The organism is Pseudomonas sp. NPDC089741, from assembly GCF_044748825.1.
GTDB classification, from domain to species: Bacteria; Pseudomonadota; Gammaproteobacteria; order Pseudomonadales; family Pseudomonadaceae; genus Aquipseudomonas; species Aquipseudomonas helmanticensis.
In genome coordinates, this window is sequence record NZ_JBIVGT010000020.1 from 68,685 (window position 1) to 89,663 (window position 20,979).

Genomic DNA, 20,979 nt, shown 5'->3' on the forward strand with positions numbered 1-20,979 from the left:
AAAAAATGATCAATCGTCGGAGCGTCATACAGGGCGTGGCCTGTAGCCATGTGCGCGCACGTTATCCACAGTCCCTTCCACAGTTTCCGGGGGCAAGTGGAAACGCGCAAAGCCGCGCCATACAAGGCTTTGCGGGCGAAATAGAAAGTTTTTTGCTTGACCCTGAAGTGACAGATGTGCGGCACATGGCATTTTGCACGACCGAGCGGTCAGTGCAGTGATTGCGCGAGGCCAGTAATTACGGCCCTTAGCGAGGTCTTTCCAGAGTTTAATCACAGACTTATCCACAGGCTTGCCCCTCAGCAACCAACCCCTTTGCCGACTGGATAAAAAGGTTGACAAGAGCGACTCCAGCACGCGTAAAAACGCCTGATCAAAAAACAACCACAACGCTGCAAGCCACGGTTCCAGAGGCTTTCAGCCAGCTACTCCCACGTTATTCACAGCCAGCTCCACAGCAAACGGGGACAAGTCAAAACTGTGCAAAAACAGCCATTTGCAGCGTCTATATGTCGCGCTTTGACAGCTTGGTGGATTTGTTTTCCACAATTAGACGGAACAGCTGTTTTCCCTGTAGGAGCTGCCGCAGGCTGCGATCTTTTGATGTGTTTTTAAAGATCAAGAGATCGCAGCCTGCGGCAGCTCCTACAGGGGGATTGCAAGCATTAAAAAGCCCCGGGACTTGCGTCGCCGGGGCTGTGTATAACGTTGCAGCAATCAGTGCCCGCCCAAATAGGCGTTACGCACCTCCTCGTTCACCAGCAGCTCCTTGCCAGTGCCGGTCAGGCGGATCTCGCCGTTGACCATGACATACGCCCGGTCGGACAGTTTCAGCGCATGGTTGGCGTTCTGCTCGACCAGAAAAATGGTCATGCCGGTTTTCGCCAACTCGCGCAGGGTCGCAAAGATCTGCTTCACCACAATCGGCGCCAGGCCCAGGCTCGGCTCATCGAGCAGCAACAACTTCGGCCGGCTCATCAAGGCACGAGCAATCGCCAGCATCTGCTGTTCACCACCGGACATGGTCATCGCCCGTTGGGTACGGCGCTCTTCCAGCCGAGGAAACAGCGCAAACATGCGCTGCATGTCCTCTTTAGCGTACTTGTCGCCAATCGGGATGGTGCCCATCAACAGGTTTTCCTCGACAGTCATGTCGGGGAACACCCGCCGTCCTTCCGGCGATTGCGCAATGCCGTGGGAGGCGATGTAGTGCGATGACTTCTGGGTGATGTCGACGCCCTGATAAATAATCTGCCCGCCGGCCGCTCGTGGCTGGCCGAAGATCGACATCAGCAACGTCGATTTGCCGGCGCCGTTGGAGCCGATCAGGCTGACGGTTTCCCCCTCATTGATCTGCAGCGAAACACCCTTGAGCGCCTGGATCGGTCCGTAGAACACGTCGAGGTCTTTGAGTTCGAGGATCGGTTGCGTCATACCAGCTCCTCTTCGTCGGCGCCCAGATAGGCGGCAATCACTTTCGGATCGTTACGAATCGCTTCAGGTCCGCCTTCGGCGATGACGATGCCGTGGTCCAGCACCACGATGTGGTCGGAAATGCTCATTACCATGCCCATGTCGTGTTCGATCAGCACCACGGTCAGATCGTGCTCATCGCGCAGCAGCCGGATCATCGCGCTCAGCGCTTCGGTTTCCTGTGGATTGAGGCCGGCAGCCGGTTCGTCGAGGCAGATGATCTGCGGCCGCGTGCACATGGCCCGGGCAATCTCCAGACGGCGCTGCTGGCCGTAGGAGAGTTCACCGGCGAGACGGTTGGCGCAGTCGACCAGATCGACCACTTCCAGCCAGTAGAACGCGCAATCGAGCGCATCGCTTTCAGCCTTGCGGTAGCCCTTGGTGTTGAGGATGCCGGCGAGCATGTTGCGGTTGACCCACATGTGCTGGGCCACCAGCAGGTTTTCCAGCACCGACATTTCCTTGAACAGGCGAATGTTCTGGAACGTCCGAGCCAGGCCTGCGCGGTTCACCAGATGCGTGCCGCCGAACATCTTGTAGTACAGACGGCTGAGGAAGGATTTCGGCGAAACAAAATCGGTCGCTTTGAACGATTCGCCCAGCAACTGGATAACGTTGGTCTGCTGGCCGCGCACGTTGAGTTCGATCTTGCCGCCGGAAGCTTTATAGAAACCGGTCAGGCAGTTGAACACCGTGGTTTTGCCGGCGCCGTTAGGGCCGATCAAGGCGAAGATCGAGTTGCGCTTGACCTTCAGGCTGACATCGCTCAGGGCCTTGATGCCACCGAAATGCATCATCAGCTTTTCAACAGAGAGTACGACTTCACTCATGGCGCAGTCCTCTCATAGTGAATGGCACCTTTGCGTGGAGTGACCCCGGTGCGGCTGATGCGGATCAGCCCACGTGGTCGCCAGATCATCATCAACACCATCAGGATGCCGAACAGCAACACGCGATATTCGGCGAAGCCGCGCAGCAGTTCCGGGGCGACGGTCAACACGAATGCGGCGATCACCACGCCGATGGTCGAACCCATGCCGCCGAGTACGACGATGGCCAGAATCAGCGCTGATTCGAAGAAGGTGAACGAGGTCGGGTTGACGAAGCCTTGATAGGTCGCGAAGAACACGCCCGCGAGGCCGGCCGTCGATGCACCGATGGTGAACGCCGACAGCTTGACCAGCACGTGGTTGAGGCCCATCGAGCGGCAGGCGATTTCATCTTCACGCAGGGCTTCCCAGGCGCGGCCGACCGGCATTTTCACCAGACGATGCTTGATGTACAGCACGGCCAATACCACGAGGAACAACACCGCGTAGATGAAGTAGTACTTCACGTCCGGGTTGTAGGCGATGCCGAAAAACTCGTGGAACGGCACCCCGCCGTCCTTCGCGCGCTTGCCGAACTCCAGACCGAAGAAGGTCGGCAGCGGCGCCGGCATGCCGTTCGGGCCACCGGTCAGGGACAACCAGTTGTTGAGGATCAGGCGAATGATTTCACCGAAGCCCAACGTCACGATCGCCAGATAGTCGCCATGCAGGCGCAACACCGGGAAGCCGAGGATGCATCCAGCAAGGCCAGCAGTAATTGCCGCCAGCGGCAGCACGGTCCAGAAACCCAGCCCGAGATACTGGTAACCGAGCGCCAGACCGTAGGCACCGATGGCGTAGAACGCCACGTAACCAAGGTCGAGCAGACCGGCCAGACCGACCACGATGTTCAATCCCAGGCCCAGCAGCACGTAGATCAACCCGAGGATGACCACGCCCAGCAGATAGGAGTTGGAAACGAACGGCACGATGACCGCCAGCACAATCAGCAGCGGGATGATCCAGCGCAGGCTCGATTTGTGATCGCTGGGCAGTACGTGCACACCGGAACCGGTGCTCTCGAATCCGTCGAGAATTTTCAGGCCCTTGGGCGTTTGCAGGAACAGGCTGAGGGCGAAGCGGCCAATCATGACGATGCCGATGATCCACGCCACGCGGGTCGGTTCGAGATTGAAGCTGTACCCCTCAAGGACGACACCGACAATCGGCCCGAAAACGATCAGGGCAATCAGGCCGGCAAGAATCGCCTCAACCAGGCTTTTTTTGACATCAATGCTTTTTTTGGTGGTTGAAGACATCGCTTACACCTTCGACACAAGAGGACGGCCCAACAGGCCCTGCGGCCGGAAGACCAGAACAAGTACGAGCAGCGAGAAGCTGAACACGTCTTTGTAGTCGGAGTTGACCAGGCCGGAGAACAGCGACTCGGAGATACCGAGGATGATCCCGCCCAACATCGCACCCGGCAGCGAACCGATCCCGCCGAGTACCGCAGCGGTAAAGGCTTTAATGCCGATGACGAAACCGGCGTAGAAGTCGAACGTGCCGTAGTTCATGGTGATCAGCACACCGGCCAGTGCCGCCATGGCTGCACCGATGATGAACACGTAAGAGATAACGCGGTCGGTGTTGATCCCCAGTATCGAGGCCATCTTGCGGTCTTGCTGGGTGGCGCGGCACATGCGGCCGAGCTTGGTGTACTTGATGACATAGGTCAGCAGGCCCATGCCAACGAACGCGGCGACCAGGATGAACACCTTGGTGTAGGTGAGCTGGACAAAACCGGTGCCGATGTCGACGCGCCAGGCACCGGTGAGCAGTGTCGGAACGCCCTGTTGGCGCGCGCCCTGACTGATCTGGGCATAGTTTTGCAGAATCAGCGAGATGCCGATGGCGCTGATCAGCGGAGCCAGTCGGGTGGAGTTGCGCAGGGGTCTGTAAGCGACTCGCTCAATGACCCAGCCATACACCGCCGTGACGACGATGGTGAAGATCAGTGTGCCGAGCATCAGCAGCGGGAAGGATTCGATACCGAAGTAAGCCAGCAGAGCCAGACTGATTGCCGCCAGGTAAGCGGAAATCATGTAAACCTCGCCGTGGGCGAAGTTGATCATGCCGATGATGCCGTAGACCATTGTGTAGCCGATGGCGATCAGGCCATAGACCGACCCGAGGGTCAGGCCGTTGACCAGTTGCTGCAGGAAAATACCATCCATAACGCAATCTCACGCAGTGAGAACCTGCCCACCTGTAGGCGGGCGGCTCTTCTAGGGAAAATACAGATTTACGTCGGAGCAATGTCAGCCACGATTCACCCGTCACCACCGCCCCCTGTAGGAGTGAGCCTACTCGCGATAGCGGATTAACATTCAACACATGTGTTGCCTGTAACTCCGTCATCGCGAGCAGGCTCACTCCTACAAAGGAGCCGTGGGATCAGTTGATCGCGTCAGCCCTTACTTCTGTTTTTCCAGCTGGTGATATTTGCCGCTGGCGTCCCACTGGTACACCACGTAGTCGGAGACTTTCAGGTCGCCCTTCTTGTCCCAGGCCTTCTCACCCATGACGGTTTTCACCGGGTTGGCTTTCAGCCACTCGGCGGCTTTCTCGCCACTGTTGGATTTTGCGCCATTGAAGGCTGCAGCCAGGGTTTGCACCGAGGCGTAGGCGTACAAGGTGTAGCCTTCAGGTTCGGTGCCGGCCTTGCGGAAGGCATCGACGACGGTTTTACTTTCCGGCAGCAGACGCGGGTCGGCGCCGAAAGTCATCAGCACGCCGTCGACGTATTGCGGGCCGCCAGCGGTGGTCACCAGTTCGTCGGTAACGATGCCGTCGTCGGACATGAATTTCACGTCTTTCAGGCCTTCGGTACGCAGTTGTTTGACCAGTGGACCGGCTTCCGGGTGCAGGCCGCCGAAGTAGACAACGTCGGCACCGGCGGCGCGGATCTTGGTGACCAGGGCGCTGAAGTCTTTCTCGCCACGGGTCAGGCCTTCGTAGATGACCGGGGTCACACCACGCTTGGTCAACTGCGCCTTGGTGGCATCCGCCAGGCCTTGGCCGTAGGTGTCCTTGTCGTGGATGACCGCGACTTTCTTGCCCTTGAGCACGTCGACGATGTAGTCGCCGGCGACGATGCCTTGCTGGTCGTCACGTCCGCACATACGGAACATGGCGCCCAAGCCGCGCTCGGTCACTTGCGGGTTGGTGGAACCCGGGGTGATCGCGATAACGCCGGCCTCGTCGTAGATTTCCGAGGCTGGAATGGTGGAAGAAGAGCAGAAGTGACCGACTACGCCAGCGACTTTCTGGTTGACCAGGTCCTTGGCGACCGTGACCGCTTGTTTCGGTTCGCAGGCGTCATCGCCTTTGACCAGAACGATTTTCTCCCCGTTGACGCCACCTGCCGCGTTGACCGCATCAGCCGCCGCCTGTGCACCCTTCATGTACTGCTCGCCAAATGCCGCGTTGGCGCCAGTCATTGGACCCGCTACACCGATTTTGACGTCGGCTTGAGCAAACGCAGAAACACCCAACGCAGTAGCCACTGCGAGGGCCAGAAAGCCTTTCTTGTAAAACGTCTGGGACATGAGGTGGTGCTCCAAGGTTTTTTTTAGTTGGCACTGCGACTTCACTTCACTGAAAGCTCAGAGCAAGGCCCGTGCCATCGGTTTTTTATTCTTCAAAAAGTCGCTGCTTTCTTGTTATTTCGACTGTTTCGTTCCCATTTTCATTGGGCGTGCAACCGTCTAAACCGCGGAAGGTGAAACCATTTATTTTTTCAGGCGCACCCCGCACGCGCCATCATTGCAACCGCGGCGCCAAACGACGTGCAACCAGCCTGTAACAGCCCGCGTCACCGAACTGCACACTGCTGGTGCGGGACTGCTACAACCCGCACCATTACAGGCTAGTCGCTGCATCGAAAAGCGCCGCTTCCGGCAACATATTTCAACACTCAAATGACGATGCGCAGGCACTGGCCCGCGTGATACAGCGAGAACCCGGCCTCGTACAGGCAACTGCGCAAGCTCACGCCCGCCAAGGGCTGCATCGGTGCAAAGGGTATCGGCAGGGCCTGTGGATTGCCGTTACACAAGTAATCGGCAAAGGCCTTGCCGACCACGGTGCCGGTGGTGACGCCGCGACCGTTGTAGCCAGTGACGGCCACCAGTCCCGGCGCCGGTTCGAACAGACGCATGAGGTGATCGGGCGTGAACGCGATACGCCCGGTCCAGGTGCATTCCCATTCAACCGGTTTCAGGTTGGGGAAATAATGCTGTTGTACCCGGTCGGCCCAAGCCTTGAGAAACCAGGCCGGTTTCTGGTTGCCGTTGCCAAGGCTGCCGAGCAATAAGCGCCCTTCTTTGTCACGGCGGATACTGCTTAACACTTGTCTGGTATCCCACGAACCCTGCCCGCCCGGGAGGATTGCCTGCGCGGCGTCTTCGCTCAGCGGCACCGAGGCGACCTGATAGTAGTAACCGGGGAAGAAGTTGCGCTTGAGTTCGGTCCAGTCGCCTTCGGTATAGGCATTGGAGGCGATGACCACTTGTTCGGCGAGCACCGAACCGTGCTCGGTTTGCACCGACCATTTCGAGCCCTGACGTTCGAGTCGGGTGACCGGCGAGTGGTCGAACATCTGCCCGCCGAGGCCGGTTACGGCGTTGGCCAAACCGCTGACGTAAGCCATTGGATTGAGTGTGCCGGCACGACGATCGAGCAGCGCGGCGGCGATTTTTTGCGTGCCGGTGGCTTGCTCGCAGGCCTTGCCGGTGAGCAATTCGACCGGCGCACCACGGCGTTTCCATTGTTGCTCACGACTGCGCAGATCCGCCTCGCCCTTGGCGTTGTGCGCCATGTGCAGGGTACCTTCGCGGCGCAACTGGCAATCGATGTTGTATTTATCCACAAGGCTGAACACCAGCGCCGGCGCCGCCCCGAGCATGCGGTTGAGCTGGCTGCCGACCGCTTCGCCGAAACCGGCTTCGATCTCGTCCGGCGGGATCCACATGCCGGCGTTGACCAGCCCGACATTGCGCCCGGAACCGCCGTGGCCGGCGCGATAGGCTTCCAGCACACAGACGCTTTTGCCTTTTTCCAACAGATGCAGCGCCGCCGACAAACCGGTGAACCCGGCGCCGATCACGCAGACATCAACTTTGACTTCGCCCTTCAGCCCGGTGTTATCCGGCCGTTGTGGCGTGAGCTTTTCCCACAGACATTCTTCGCGTAACGGCATTGCCAGACTCCAACAGAAACCTAACAAACACTGCATACCCTGTGGGAGCGAAGCTATCTGTGACGAAAACCTGTGGCGAGGGGATTTATCCCCGTTCGGCTGCGAAGCAGTCATCGCTTTTAGATTTTCAGGGCCGCTGCGCAGCCCAACGGGGATAAATCCCCTCGCCACAAAGGTTCACTCCTGCAGGGGGGATCTCCACCTGTCAGTCGAACGTGATGCCCTGCGCCAGCGGCAACTCCAGCGAATAGTTCACGGTGTTGGTCTGGCGGCGCATGTACCCGCGCCATGCATCGGAACCCGATTCACGACCACCGCCGGTTTCCTTCTCGCCACCAAACGCGCCACCGATCTCGGCACCGCTCGGGCCGATGTTGACGTTGGCGATCCCGCAGTCACTGCCCACCGCCGACATGAACTGCTCGGCCTCGCGCACATCCGTGGTGAAGATGCACGATGACAGACCTTGTGGCACGGCGTTGTTCAGGCGCAGCGCTTCCTGGAAATCGTTGTAACCGACCACGTACAGAATCGGCGCGAAGGTTTCGCTGCAGACCACGTCGCTCTGCTCCGGCATTTCAACGATGGCCGGCGAAACGTAATAGGCATTGGGGAATTGGTCTTCGAGCTGACGCTTGCCGCCGAACACCCGACCACCCTCGCTCAACGCCTGCTCCAGTGCGTCCTGCATGTTTTCGAAGCTGTGCTTGTCGATCAGCGGGCCGACCAGATTGCCTTCCAGCGGGTTGCCGATGCGCACTTTCGAGTACGCAGCTTTGAGGCGAGCAACAATTTCTTCCTTCACCGACTCATGGGCGATCAGGCGACGCAGCGTGGTGCAGCGCTGGCCGGCAGTGCCGACGGCGCTGAACAGAATCGCACGCACCGCCATGTCGAGGTCGGCGCTCGGGCCGAGGATCATCGCGTTGTTGCCGCCCAGTTCGAGAATGCTGCGGGCAAAACGCGCGGCGACTTTCGGCGCCACTTCGCGGCCCATGCGCGTGCTGCCGGTGGCGCTGATCAGCGCCACACGCGGGTCGTCGACCAGCGCTTCACCCGCGTCGCGACCACCGATAATCACTTGGCAAAGATTCGCCGGCGCATCGCTGAAATTCTTCACCACACGATCAAACAGTGCCTGACAAGCCAGTGCGGTCAGTGGAGTTTTCTCCGACGGCTTCCATACCACCGGGTTGCCGCAGACCAGCGCCAGCGCGGTGTTCCACGCCCACACCGCGACCGGGAAGTTGAACGCACTGATGACACCGACCACGCCCAGCGGATGCCAGGTTTCACGCATGTGGTGGCCCGGACGCTCGGAGGCAATGGTCAAACCGTACAACTGACGAGACAGGCCGACGGCGAAATCGCAGATGTCGATCATCTCCTGCACTTCACCCAAACCTTCCTGGGTGATCTTGCCCGCCTCCCAAGACACCAACTCGCCGAGATCGGCCTTGTATTCGCGCAATACTTCACCGAATTGACGCACCAACTCGCCGCGACGCGGGGCCGGGATCTTGCGCCACTGTTCGAACGCATGATCTGCGCGACTGATGTGCTGCTCGACTTCGGCCGCGCCCTCCCAATTGACGGCGGCAATGCGGCTGCCATCGATGGGCGAATGCACCGGCACTTTGCCGTTCTGATAAAGGGCCGGGTTCACACCAAGACGATCAAGCAATGCGGCAACCATGGGTCACTCCTCAAGCAAAAAACTGAATGTGTGCGGCCGCTGTTTGCACGACCGGGCAGGCCTTTAGTTGTAGCGTCACAATGGCAAGGCAACAAACGACCTTTACGCGAGATATCATTCCGTTTATTCATGCTGAGCATCGAAAGACAAGAAAAGGATCGGTCATGCTGAACAAACGCCACTTGCCCTCGATCACCGCCCTGCAGTGCTTCGAAGCCGTGACCCGGCACCTGAGCTTCACCCGCGCGGCCGAAGAACTGAACCTGACCCAGAGCGCGGTCAGCAAGCAGGTCGCGCAGCTGGAGGAATTGTTACAGCACTTGTTGTTCCTCCGCGTGCGCCGGCGTTTGCAGATGACCCCGGCCGGGGATCTGTACCTGGTCGAAGTACGAAAAATCCTCACGCAGGTGGAGATGTCGACCCATTACCTGCGTTCCTACGGCGGCGAAACCGAAGTCCTGCGCGTATCGACGCCATCGACCTTCGGCGCGCGCTGGCTGGTGCCGCGCTTGAAAGGCTGGCGTTTGCGTCACCCGTCGATTCATCTGGATTTGTGCAACGAACAGGAAGCCGATGACTTGCTGCAAGGGCGCAGCGATCTGGCGTTTTATTTCGGTCAGGGTTCGCGGCCCGGCACGGAATGCCTGAAATTGTTCGGCGAAGAGTTGGTGCCAGTCTGCGCGCCGGGCAGCCTGCCAGACACACCGTTTACTGACCCGACGCAGCTCACCGATCTGGTCCTGCTGCAAAATGCCTCGCGCCCACAGGCGTGGCACGACTGGTTCGACAGTCAGGGTTACCAAACCGAACACAGCTATCACGGCCCACGCTTTGAAACCTTCTATATGTGCATCCGCGCCGCGCAGGTCGGCTGCGGCGTGGCGTTGTTGCCACGGTTTCTGGTGGAAGAGGAATTGGCCGACGGCAAATTGGTCATTCCCTGGCAGCATGCAATGCCCAGTCCCGACGCCTATTACCTCGCCTACCCGGAGCACGCGGCGGAAGTGCCGAAGGTGCGCGACTTCGTCAAATGGATGCTCGAACAGATCGACAATCCCTGACCGATCTCCCGTAGGAGCTGTCGAGTGCAACGAGGCTGCGATCTTTTGATCTTGAAAACCAGCATCAAAAGATCGCAGCCTCGTTGCACTCGACAGCTCCTACAGAGGGCGCTCATTGGGCAATAACAAACAAACCGTCAACAACGTGAGCCTGGGCGAGTCGTGAACGCAGGTCATCATCGATAGTGCAATCATCCGGCTTGTACAGCCGCACGCGGCGATAGGCTTCGACCCGATTGATTTCCTGCCCGAGATATTCCCAGACAACCCTCGAGCACGACGGCGCACGATGATCCGCAGCAGAGACCCCCATCTTCAAACCATTGAGCCGCGTGATACAGCTTTTGAAACTCGGGATAAGAATGGTTTGGCTGATTTCGTTTGAAGTGAGCGATTCATAATCGATAAAAAACAGGCGATCCCGTAGGTAGTAGGCGACGCCCAAATATCGATATTGTTCAAACCCTGCCTCCTCACCGGCAATTTGCAAGCGCTCGTTTCGCTCATAAACGATGTCTTCACCGTCCTCTCGCACATGCACAAGCGAACACAGAATGGAACCGGGATCGGTCATTGCGTTGTAGTACTCGTAGTAATAACCGACGTGAGTTTTCAGTTCCGGTGAAGACTCCTGGCGCAGATGGTCATGCATTATTCTTGAAGGCGTCGCCTTTTCGGTAGAGTGGCAATTACTGGATTTCATACAAAGCAATGCGCTGAACTTCTCCGCAGGCAAAGCCAGCTCAAACTCATCCACACCAAAAAAATCGCAAATTCGCTTGAGATTAAAAGGTGTAGGGACACTTTTCCCACAAAGATACTTATTGAATTGCCCACGATTAATACGAATTTTCCTACAAACTTCCGCGACAGATCTGTAGTGACTACAAAGTAATTTCAGATTCACGGAAAGAGACTCGCACATACAATAACCCAACGAAAATCAAGAGAACGCAACCATAGCAGCAACTCGCATCATATTTAAGCAACTTGCGAAATTGCATCGAATGAAATATGGCTGGATATTACGCCCCCTGAAAGGCTTCAGGACTGAAGACACCATCGTTTCGCCAGCACTCTAAATAGCTAGGAGCTTTGAATGCTAGATATCATCAACGACTTTCTGTCGGGCAAAATATTAATACCTTTAGTTCTAGGACTGGGAAGCTACTTCACCGTCCGATCAAGATTTGTTCAGCTCAGATACTTCACCCATATGTTCGGCGTTTTACACGGCAGTTGGCGCGCCGGCAGCCATCAATTGAGTTCATTTCAGGCGCTGACACTCAGCCTTGCTGGACGCGTGGGTACTGGCAATATCGTCGGGGTCGGAATTGCCGTCAGCATGGGAGGACCTGGCGCCGTATTCTGGATGTGGATAACCGCTTTTTTGGGCATGTCCAGCAGTCTTTTCGAATGTACGCTGGGTCAACTCTACAAGCGTAGCGATGGGAACGGACTCTATAGAGGTGGCCCGTCCTGGTACATTCAGCACGGCCTGGACAAACGTTGGCTAGGAATGATCGCTGCAGTGCTTTTGCTCGTGACCTTCGGGTTTGCAATCAATGGCCTTGAGTCCCATGCGGTATCACACTCGCTAAAGGACGCGTTTGGTGTACCGCCTATGTGGTCAGGGCTCGCACTTTGTTTAATGCTGGGAGCCGTGTTCATCGGCGGGATAAAGCGTATAGCCGCAGTGGCCGACCTTTTGGTTCCGCTCAAGGTCCTCGCCTACATTGGCGTGACAACCTACGTGCTGGTTCTGCAGTTCGATCAAGTCCCGACAATGCTGATGTCCATCATCAAAAGTGCATTCGGTATGGATGAAGCGTTCGGAGGCCTGATTGGCAGCGCAATCATCATGGGGGTGCGACGTGGAGTATTTTCCAACGAAGCAGGCTTGGGCAGCGCTCCCAATGTTGCGTCAGTAGCGAAGGTCGGCCACCCGGTTGCACAAGGCGTGGTCCAGGCATTGAGTGTTTTCATCGATACATTCGTGATCTGCACGTGCACTGCCCTGCTGATTTTGCTATCCGGTTTCTACACTCAAGGATTTGAAGGAGACGGAATTGCTCTGGCACAAAACTCGCTGGCGGCCGTTGTTGGTGAGTGGGGGCGGATGTTTATAAGCGTGGTGCTGGCATTGTTCGTATTCACGGCAATGCTCTACAACTATTACCTTGGAGAAAATAGCCTGCGGTTCATGTTTGGTGAGCCCAGGAAAACGCTAATACTTTATCGCCTGCTGGTATTATTTTTAGTGTTATGGGGTTCCATCGAAGATCTGTCCACTGTTCTGGCTTTTGCCGATATCACAATGACTTTATTGGCACTTGTCAACCTGATAGGGATGGCCCTGCTGTTCAATATATGCCTGCGCCTTTTGCGTGATTATGACGAACAGCGTCGCGCCGGAATCCAGGCACCCGTTTTCGACCCAACGTTGTTTTCTGATCTGGATCTCGATCCTGGAGCATGGCCACCGCTGGCCGATCACGCTGGTACATCAGTGCTTGGCAAGCCCGCAAGGAGACAGCCAGTTTAAACTTAGATAGAAATTGCAGAGCCATTAAACCAAGTTATGGCTCTGCCCTGCTGCAACCGCAACCAAAACAACAACAGACTCTTCGATCTGGCGCACCTAAAACAACTTAAGGACTTTTCCCATGAGTCGATTCCACCCCCTCAAAGCAAGCGCAACCAATACCCCGACCTTCTTTATAGATTCGTATGCCGCACCTAATCAGTTATTTGAAGACGCCTGTTTCAGAATCCGCGCCGCCGCCAGTCTGTTGGAGACTTTCACATCGGTCACCATAAAGGGCACTAACGACTCTGACTTTTATCGAATGATACTTCCTGCTTATGTATTACTTCAGGACGGCGTTGACACACTGGAGCAGATCTCTTTCAAGGGTGGTGTCATCCATGTATAAAATAGCAACCCACACAATGATTAGAGCAGCGATGATTAAAGCAGTTGAAATAAATCTGATACCGAGACACTCACTACTCTCCGAGTATTTAAAAAGCTGGGAGCATATTGAAAAAGTCCTTTACGCCGCACTTGAGGTGCAACCGAAAATAGATAATTTTTGCGGGCTAAGGTGTATGGCCTCTAAGGATCTTTCACCTGAAAGCAAAAAAGCGCTGGCAATCCCCACCGCTGATATGCGCCACTAGCGCCATTGATTGAGACCGCGCCACGGCGCGGCGCACCTGGAGACCCCGTTATGAGCGAGAGTGTGTTTGCCGATCGCATCGTGCAGAACCTGCTCGACACCGACTTCTACAAACTGACGATGATGCAGGCGGTGCTGCACAACTACCCCAACGTTGAAGTCGAATGGGAGTTTCGTTGCCGTAACAGCGAGGATCTGCGCCCGTATCTGGCCGAGATCCGCTACCAGATCGAGCGCCTGGCCGAACTGAGCCTGAGTGCCGATCAACTGAATTTCCTCGAGCGCATCAGCTTCCTCAAACCGGATTTCCTGCGGTTCCTCGGGTTGTTCCGCTTCAACCTGCGCTACGTGCACACCGGCATCGAGAACGGCGAACTGTTCATCCGTCTGCGCGGGCCATGGCTGCATGTGATTCTCTACGAGGTGCCGCTGCTGGCCATCGTCAGCGAAGTGCGCAACCGCTATCGCTACCGCGAAACCGTGCTCGAACAGGCGCGCGAGCAGCTCTATCGCAAGTTCGACTGGCTGACCGCCAACGCCTCGGCTGACGAATTGTCGCAACTGCAGGTCGCCGATTTCGGCACGCGACGCCGGTTTTCCTACCGCGTGCAGGAAGAAGTGGTGAACGTGCTCAAGCACGATTTCCCTGGCCGTTTCGTCGGCACCAGCAATGTGCATCTGTCGCGCGAACTGGACATGAAACCGCTGGGCACCATGGCCCACGAATGGATCATGGCGCACCAGCAACTCGGCCCACGGCTGATCGACAGTCAGATCGCCGCGCTCGATTGCTGGGTCCGTGAATACCGCGGCCTACTCGGTATCGCCCTCACCGATTGCATCACCACCGATGCCTTCCTCGGCGATTTCGATCTGTTCTTCGCCAAGCTGTTCGACGGTCTGCGCCACGATTCCGGCGATCCTGTGGTCTGGGGCGAAAAATGCATCGCCCACTATCACCAGCTCGGGATCGACCCGATGAGCAAGACGCTGGTGTTCTCCGACAGCCTGACCCTGCCCAGGTCGCTGGAAATCTTCCGCGCGCTGCACGGCCGGATCAACGTCAGCTTCGGCATCGGCACCAACCTCACCTGTGACATTGCGGGTGTTGAACCGATGAGCATCGTGCTTAAAATGACCGCCTGCAATGGTCAACCGGTGGCGAAGATCTCCGACGAGCCAGGCAAGTCCCACTGCAAAGACCCGAATTTCGTCGCCTATTTGCGACATGTTTTCCAGGTTCCTGCCGATTCCAGTCTATCTAGCAAGGAGTGAATTCATGCAAGCCGTACAGCGTGAGATTGCGCAGCAGCTCAAGGTGCAACCGCCGTTCGCCGACTACAAGGCCCTGCAGGCCGAAGTCGCCCGGCGCATTACCTTCATTCAGGATTGCCTGGTCAATTCCGGGCTCAAGACCCTGGTGCTGGGCATCAGCGGCGGTGTCGACTCGCTGACCGCCGGCCTCTTGGCCCAGCGCGCCATGCGCGAACTGCGCGACCAGACCGGCGACAACAGCTACAAATTCATCGCCGTGCGCCTGCCGTACGAAACCCAATTCGACGAACACGACGCTCAGGCTTCGGTGGATTTCATCGCTCCGGACGAGCGCCACACTGTCAACATCGGCCCGGCCGTGAAGTCGCTGGCCGCTGAAGTCGCGGCCTTCGAAGGCAAGCACGCGGTGTCGGTGGATTTCGTCCTTGGCAACACCAAGGCGCGGATGCGCATGGTCGCCCAGTACACCATCGCCGGCGCGGCGCACGGTCTGGTAATCGGCACTGACCACGCGGCGGAAGCGGTGATGGGTTTCTTCACCAAGTTCGGTGACGGCGCCTGCGACCTCGCGCCGCTCAGTGGCCTGGTGAAAAATCAGGTTCGGGCGATTGCCCGCAGCTTTGGCGCACCGGAATCGCTGGTCGAGAAAATCCCGACGGCGGATCTGGAAGACCTGTCACCGGGCAAGCCGGACGAAGCCTCCCACGGCGTGACCTATACCGAGATCGATGCCTTCCTGCACGGCGAACCGGTGCGTCAGGAAGCGTTCGACATCATCGTCGCGACCTACAACAAAACCCACCACAAACGCGTAATGCCGTTCGCCCCGTAAGTTGAAAGCCCCCCCTGTAGGAGCTGTCGAGTGAAACGAGGCTGCGATCTTTTGATCTTCAAAAACAAAATCAAAAGATCGCAGCCTGCGGCAGCTCCTACAGAAAACAAAAAAGCGTCCCGTGGGACGCTTTTTTTGTGCCTGACTCGATTACTTGACGGTAATCGTGCCTTTCATCATCGAGATGTGGCCAGGGAACGAGCAGAAGAAGCCGTAGCCGCCGTCTGCAATCTTCGCCACGTCGAAGGTCAGCGAGTCGGTTTCCTTGGCGCCGATGATCTTGGTGTGAGCGATGATGCGTGCGTCACCTTCCGGCAGATAGTTCTTGTCGATACCGGCGGCCAGGCCTGCGGTAGCGATTGGCTGCATGTCAGCTTCTTTGCTGATCACCAGGTTATGGCCCATGACGTTCTTCGGCAGGCTGCCGGAGTGGGTCAGTTCGACGGTGAAGGTCTTGCAGCTCTTGTCGATCACGATTTCCTTGGTGTTGAAGGACATCTGATCGGTGGAGTCAACGGTGGTTTTGCACTCGGCAGCCATCAATTGGCTGCTGGCCAGCGCCAGCAGGGATACCGCAACAACTTTGGAAAACATGGTGAATCTCCAAGGCAGGGTTAACAAAAACACTAATGGTGGAAAGACTGCCTGAAATCTTCGCAAGTTCCTATGACTTGAGTCAAAAATTGTATACAACTTTCAGGCTATGACACTCATCGAGACAATCTAACGGCCAGATTCCCCGGCCCGCCCTATGATCGGCGCATCTACTGAGACGGAGTGCCTGTCATGTTCTTTAACGGTCTGTTGTGCAGTTTGCTCGCCGCCTACGCCTGTGGCGCCAGCGGCACCTTTGAATCACCGGAACGCGAAGTTTAGCCCTTGGATCGAGGCGTGCCAGCCATTACCCTGTGACTGATTGACCCAGGAGAAAGGCATGTCTCTGAAATCCGTGTGTGTATTTTGCGGTGCCAATGCTGGCACCGTCCCGGCTTATACCGAAGCTGCAATCGCTCTTGGCCGGGCGTTGGCTGAACGCAAGCTGACCTTGGTCTACGGCGGTGGCGCCGTGGGTCTGATGGGGATTGTCGCCGACGCCGCACTGGCCGCTGGCGGCGAAGTGATCGGCATCATCCCGCAAAGCCTGATGGACAAGGAGATCGGCCACAAAAGCCTGACACGTCTGGAAGTGGTCGACGGCATGCATGCGCGCAAGGCACGGATGGCTGAGCTCAGCGATGCGTTCATCGCCCTGCCCGGCGGCCTCGGCACGCTGGAAGAGCTGTTCGAAGTCTGGACCTGGGGCCAGCTCGGTTACCACGGCAAACCGCTGGGGCTGCTGGAAGTGAACGGCTTTTATAGCAAACTCACTGCATTTCTTGACCACATCGTCGGCGAAGGCTTCGTTCGCGCGCCACACCGTGACATGCTGCAAGTGAGCGAATCACCACAAACGCTGCTCGATGCCCTCGATCAATGGAAGCCGACCGTCACGCCAAAATGGGTCGACCAAAAACCCAGCTAACCACCGGGCACCGATACAGGGCAGAATACGCGCCGCTCAACCTCACCTTCGACCAAGAGGAACGCCCATGGCCAAACCCAATTACTCCTTCGCCAAACGTCAACGAGACCTGGCAAAGGAACAGAAGAAAGAGGAAAAGCTTCAGCGCAAGAAACAAACAGCTGAAGAAGCAGCACTGAACCCTGAGGGTGAAGTGGCAACAGATGACGATGTTGATGCAACTGAAGCACCGAAAGATCAGGCGCCTGACGCCTGAGCCCCACCGGGTTTGATGATCGAATCAGACCCAGCGGATTTGTGACGGGGCTGGCGGTTTCACTGCCGGCCCTCACAGCCCTTCCCAGAAACACCCCAATTCCCCTGTAGGAGTGAGCCTGCTCGCGATAGCAGTGTGTCATTCGAAATATTTGCTGCTGACACACCGCTATCGCGAGCAGGCTCACTCCTACAGTTTGATTTGCATTAATCCAGGGGCATTACGGTCACGCGGACTTCGGGATCGTGGTTGCCGCCGCCGAGGATCACTCCGCGTAATGGCGAAACGTCAGAGAAGTCCCTGCCCCACGCCAATGTGATGTGTTCCAGCGCCGGCTGCACGTTGTTGGTCGGATCGAAATCCACCCAGCCCAGCACCGGACAAAACACCGACACCCACGCATGCGACGCATCGGCGCCGATCAAGCGTGGCTGCCCCGGTGGCGGCTGCGTCAGCAGGTAACCGCTGATGTAGCGCGCCGCCAGCCCTCGCGAGCGCACGCAGGCAAGCATCAAGTGCGCGAAGTCCTGACAGACCCCACGCCGCCGCTCCAGCACCTCCACCAGCGGCGTCGCCACCTGGGTCGCCTCGGCATCGAAGGTGAATTCGCTGAAGATCTTCTGCATCAAATCCTGCACACCGAGCAGTAATGGCCGCCCCGGCGGGAAACAGCTGTGCGAGAACTCGACGAAGCTACTTTTCAAATGCACATAGGGAGACTGAAAACGATAACGACAAGCCTCAAGCACGTCGGCGGACAACGGCTGGCTGCTGTAGGTCAGCGCATCGCGGGTCTGCTCCCATGCCGGCGACTGATTGAAATCCAGCGCTGGTCGCGCCAGCACTTCGACCGTCAGTTGTGCATTGACCTGCAATTCATCATGCGGCCGCTCGAAGGCCAAGCGGGTCAGCGGATTGCCAAACACATCCAGTTCATCGCGCCGCGCCGTAGGCTCCGGACTGATCAGCAGTTGCTGTTCGGTGCAACGTTGCCAACTGCACTCGCGCGGCCACAGATGGGCCAGTTGCTGTGCCAGCGAAACCGGGCTGTCGTAGTGATAACAGGTGTCGTGGAAGATCTGGTAATGCGCGCTCATCAGACCGACACCGTACGCTGGCTGACGTCGTCGACGTGAGCGAAATGGCGCAACGCCAGACGATCCGAGACCTGGCCGCTGGCCTCGGCGATCTCTTGCAGCAGATCCGCCAGGCCATCGAGTGCCGCACGCACACTGGTCTCGCCGAACAGCGGATTTTCCAGGCAGCCCAGATCGAATCGCGCCAGACGCTCGACCAATGGCGGCAGCCCAGCCTCACGCGGCACGCCGAAATCATCGTTCAGACGTTTCAAGGTGCGCGTGACCAGTTTCAACTGGAACAACACCGCATGTGGGTTTTGTTCATCGAGCAACAACAGGTCGAGCACCGGAATCAACTGCGCTACGGCCAGATAACGTGAGCGGTAGGTGATGCTGCTGTTGCCCAGTTCGAGCAGCCATTCCAGCCCCGCCTGATCGAACGCTGCGGCGCCGCGCAGAAATGCCGCCAGACTGCTGCTGAGAAATTGCAGACGCTCGATACGCCGCCCGATCATCAGGAAACGCCAGCCTTCGTCGCGCGTCATGTCGTCCAGCGCAAACCCGGACAACGCCGCCAGCGACATCACCAGACGGTTGAGAAAATCCAGCAGTTCGCCGAAATCCGGCTCGTCAGTGTCCAGTTCCATCGCTTCGCGCTGCAACTCGACCAACGCTTGCCAGTTCTCCCGCGAGAGTTTGCCGCGTACCTGCGAGGCTGCCCACTGCAAACGTTGCAGGTTGGAGCGCAGGCTGAACGACCAGTCATCGCCAAGCAGCGCGGCCAGCAAGCGTTCCGGCAACTCGCCTTCGTCCGGTAACAGCGTCAGGCGCTCGCCGAGATCGACGGCTGCCTGCAAGGCTTGCGGGTCATCGCCATCGACATACCGCGCGAGCATGATCCGCAGCAGTCGCGCGCTGTCATCGCAGCGCTCGCAATATCGGCCGAACCAGAACAGGTTTTCCACTACCCGCGAGGGCAGATAAGGATCGCGCCGCACGAGGTCATGCACGCCGACATTGCGCTGGGTTTTCCATTGTTCGCCGCTCGGCGGACGATCACCGAGCACCCAGGTGTCCTTGCTGGCACCGCCGCGCTGCATCGACACCACCTCGGCATCAGCCTCGGCGGCCACCCGGGTCAGGCCACCGGGCAGCACTCGATAACCGTCGCAACTGGCGACGGCGTACATGCGCATGCCGATCGCCCGGGGTTGCAGTTGACCGTTTTCGGCTTGCCAGATCGGCGCCTGCGACAACTGCGCCAATTCTTGCGCCACATAGGCGTACGGCCGCGCCCGCATGCGCGCGGCGAGCTCATCGCGCTGTTTTTCACTCAAATCACGGCCAAATACCGGGGCGAAGCTTTGTGAAGGAAACGCCGGTTTGATCAACAGTTCAGGCAGTTTTTCCAGCGCTTGCGCCAACACTGGCGCCTCACCGCACCACCACGTTGCGATGGACGGCAGGATCAGTTCTTCGCCGAACAGGTATTGATTGATCTTCGGCAGAAACCCGAGCAATCCCGGTGATTCGAGCACGCCACTGCCCAGCGCATTGGCCACCAGGACCCGGCCCTGACGCACCGCTTCGAGCAGCCCGGGAACGCCGAGCGCCGAATCCGTGCGCAGCTCCAGCGGATCGCAGAAGTCGTCGTCGAGGCGACGCATGATCGCGTGGACGCGGCGCAAACCGCTGAGGGTTTTCAGGTAGACCGTGGCGTCGCGCACGGTAAGGTCACCGCCCTCGACCAGCGGATAACCGAGCTGGCGGGCCAGATACAAATGTTCGAAATAACTTTCGTTGAAGCGCCCCGGCGTCAGCAACACCACCAGCGGCGCATCATTACCGGCCGGCGCCTGACGCGCGAGGGTTTCCTGCAAGGTGCGGAAGAATCCGGCCAGATGCTGCACCTTCAGATCGCGGTACAGCTCGGGAAAGGCACGGGAAACGATGGTGCGGTTTTCCAGCGCATACCCGGCGCCCGACGGTGCCTGGGTACGATCGGCAGTGACCCACCAGCGGCCGTCCGGCGTGCGCGCCAGATCCACCGCGTAAAGGTGCAGAAAAGCGCCTTCCGGCGGCGCAATGCCCTGACACGGCCAGAGAAAATTGTTGTGCCCGAACACCAGCTCAGCGGGCAGCAAGCCTGCGCTGATCAGCCGCTGCGGCCCATACAAATCGGCCAGCACGGCATTGAGCAATCGCGCCCGCTGAGCAATTCCGGCCGACAGTTGTTGCCATTCATCCGCCGCAATCACATGCGGCAGCAGATCCAGTTCCCACGGCCGGTCCGCGCCTTTCGGGTCGGCATAGACGTTATAGGTGACGCCGTTTTCCTGAATCTGCCGCGCCAGCAACGCTTGGCGCTGCACCAGTTGCGCCGGGGTGCTGCGTTGCAACTGGTCGAACAGTCGCCTCCAGTGCGGACGCACTGCGCCGCTGCCGTCGAGCAGTTCGTGATAAGTGCCCGCCGTCAGCGGGTAGCGGTCTAGCAGGTCAGGCATGGAAAGCTCGGCAGACAGCAGGGAACG

The 20,979-nt window shown here is 58.1% G+C and carries 19 protein-coding genes; 8 read left to right on the forward strand and 11 right to left on the reverse strand.

Going from position 1 to position 20,979, the window contains the following annotated elements; translation table 11 throughout:
• Positions 1-717 precede the first annotated feature (717 nt).
• The 7 genes from ACIPZE_RS18965 to ACIPZE_RS18995 form a co-directional block, all read right to left on the reverse strand.
• Positions 718-1,434, reverse strand: a complete 717-nt coding sequence (locus ACIPZE_RS18965) for an ABC transporter ATP-binding protein (RefSeq protein WP_283437889.1) — start codon at positions 1,432-1,434, stop codon at positions 718-720.
• Entirely contained in the window at positions 1,431-2,303 is an 873-nt protein-coding gene (locus tag ACIPZE_RS18970; RefSeq protein WP_283437890.1) for an ABC transporter ATP-binding protein, read from the reverse strand. Before ACIPZE_RS18970 ends, ACIPZE_RS18965 begins: the two co-directional genes overlap by 4 nt.
• Entirely contained in the window at positions 2,300-3,601 is a 1,302-nt protein-coding gene (gene livM, locus ACIPZE_RS18975; RefSeq protein WP_129388364.1) for a high-affinity branched-chain amino acid ABC transporter permease LivM, read from the reverse strand. Before livM ends, ACIPZE_RS18970 begins: the two co-directional genes overlap by 4 nt.
• Before the next feature lie 3 nt (positions 3,602-3,604).
• Positions 3,605-4,519 (reverse strand): ABC transporter permease subunit, encoded by a 915-nt coding sequence (locus ACIPZE_RS18980; protein ID WP_129388361.1) that lies wholly within the window; start codon positions 4,517-4,519, stop codon positions 3,605-3,607.
• Between the two features lie 240 nt (positions 4,520-4,759).
• Positions 4,760-5,893, reverse strand: coding sequence for a branched-chain amino acid ABC transporter substrate-binding protein (locus ACIPZE_RS18985; RefSeq protein WP_129388358.1), 1,134 nt, complete (start codon positions 5,891-5,893; stop codon positions 4,760-4,762).
• Positions 5,894-6,261: 368 nt separating this feature from the next.
• Positions 6,262-7,545, reverse strand: coding sequence for an FAD-binding oxidoreductase (locus ACIPZE_RS18990; protein ID WP_283437892.1), 1,284 nt, complete (start codon positions 7,543-7,545; stop codon positions 6,262-6,264).
• A gap of 205 nt (positions 7,546-7,750) precedes the next feature.
• Positions 7,751-9,241, reverse strand: a complete 1,491-nt coding sequence (locus ACIPZE_RS18995) for an aldehyde dehydrogenase family protein (protein WP_400774560.1) — start codon at positions 9,239-9,241, stop codon at positions 7,751-7,753.
• Positions 9,242-9,405: 164 nt separating this feature from the next.
• Here ACIPZE_RS18995 and ACIPZE_RS19000 point away from each other — a divergent pair, with 164 nt between their 5' ends.
• On the forward strand, positions 9,406-10,302 hold the full coding sequence (locus ACIPZE_RS19000; RefSeq protein WP_283437894.1) for a LysR family transcriptional regulator: 897 nt from the start codon (positions 9,406-9,408) through the stop codon (positions 10,300-10,302).
• A gap of 112 nt (positions 10,303-10,414) precedes the next feature.
• On the opposite strand, the gene ACIPZE_RS19005 is transcribed toward ACIPZE_RS19000, so the two are convergent.
• Positions 10,415-11,227 (reverse strand): helix-turn-helix transcriptional regulator, encoded by an 813-nt coding sequence (locus tag ACIPZE_RS19005; protein WP_283437895.1) that lies wholly within the window; start codon positions 11,225-11,227, stop codon positions 10,415-10,417.
• A gap of 174 nt (positions 11,228-11,401) precedes the next feature.
• Here ACIPZE_RS19005 and ACIPZE_RS19010 point away from each other — a divergent pair, with 174 nt between their 5' ends.
• The 5 genes from ACIPZE_RS19010 to nadE all read left to right on the forward strand — a co-directional run bounded on the left by ACIPZE_RS19010 (position 11,402) and on the right by nadE (position 15,591).
• Positions 11,402-12,847, forward strand: coding sequence for an alanine/glycine:cation symporter family protein (locus tag ACIPZE_RS19010; protein ID WP_400774564.1), 1,446 nt, complete (start codon positions 11,402-11,404; stop codon positions 12,845-12,847).
• Positions 12,848-12,968: 121 nt separating this feature from the next.
• The gene (locus ACIPZE_RS19015) at positions 12,969-13,238 is read left to right on the forward strand and encodes a hypothetical protein (RefSeq protein ID WP_283437897.1); all 270 of its coding nucleotides are present in this window, start codon (positions 12,969-12,971) and stop codon (positions 13,236-13,238) included.
• On the forward strand, positions 13,231-13,485 hold the full coding sequence (locus ACIPZE_RS19020) for a hypothetical protein (RefSeq protein WP_400774566.1): 255 nt from the start codon (positions 13,231-13,233) through the stop codon (positions 13,483-13,485). Before ACIPZE_RS19015 ends, ACIPZE_RS19020 begins: the two co-directional genes overlap by 8 nt.
• Positions 13,486-13,535: 50 nt before the next feature.
• Entirely contained in the window at positions 13,536-14,759 is a 1,224-nt protein-coding gene (pncB, locus tag ACIPZE_RS19025; RefSeq protein WP_129388346.1) for a nicotinate phosphoribosyltransferase, read from the forward strand.
• 4 nt (positions 14,760-14,763) lie between these two features.
• Complete coding sequence (gene nadE / locus ACIPZE_RS19030) at positions 14,764-15,591, forward strand: ammonia-dependent NAD(+) synthetase (protein WP_283437899.1); 828 nt, start codon at positions 14,764-14,766, stop codon at positions 15,589-15,591.
• Positions 15,592-15,741: 150 nt separating this feature from the next.
• On the opposite strand, the gene azu is transcribed toward nadE, so the two are convergent.
• A complete protein-coding gene (gene azu, locus ACIPZE_RS19035) occupies positions 15,742-16,185 on the reverse strand; it encodes an azurin (protein WP_008078296.1) in 444 nt (147 codons plus the stop codon).
• A gap of 340 nt (positions 16,186-16,525) precedes the next feature.
• Between azu and ACIPZE_RS19040 the strand changes: the two genes are divergently transcribed.
• Positions 16,526-17,113: a TIGR00730 family Rossman fold protein gene (locus ACIPZE_RS19040; protein WP_283437900.1), complete on the forward strand. Its 588-nt coding sequence runs from the start codon at positions 16,526-16,528 to the stop codon at positions 17,111-17,113.
• Positions 17,114-17,180: 67 nt separating this feature from the next.
• Positions 17,181-17,369: a hypothetical protein gene (locus ACIPZE_RS19045; protein WP_129388337.1), complete on the forward strand. Its 189-nt coding sequence runs from the start codon at positions 17,181-17,183 to the stop codon at positions 17,367-17,369.
• 206 nt (positions 17,370-17,575) lie between these two features.
• On the opposite strand, the gene ACIPZE_RS19050 is transcribed toward ACIPZE_RS19045, so the two are convergent.
• Positions 17,576-18,466: a transglutaminase N-terminal domain-containing protein gene (locus tag ACIPZE_RS19050; protein ID WP_400774572.1), complete on the reverse strand. Its 891-nt coding sequence runs from the start codon at positions 18,464-18,466 to the stop codon at positions 17,576-17,578.
• Complete coding sequence (locus ACIPZE_RS19055; RefSeq protein WP_400774575.1) at positions 18,466-20,952, reverse strand: circularly permuted type 2 ATP-grasp protein; 2,487 nt, start codon at positions 20,950-20,952, stop codon at positions 18,466-18,468. Before ACIPZE_RS19055 ends, ACIPZE_RS19050 begins: the two co-directional genes overlap by 1 nt.
• Positions 20,953-20,979: the final 27 nt, after the last annotated feature.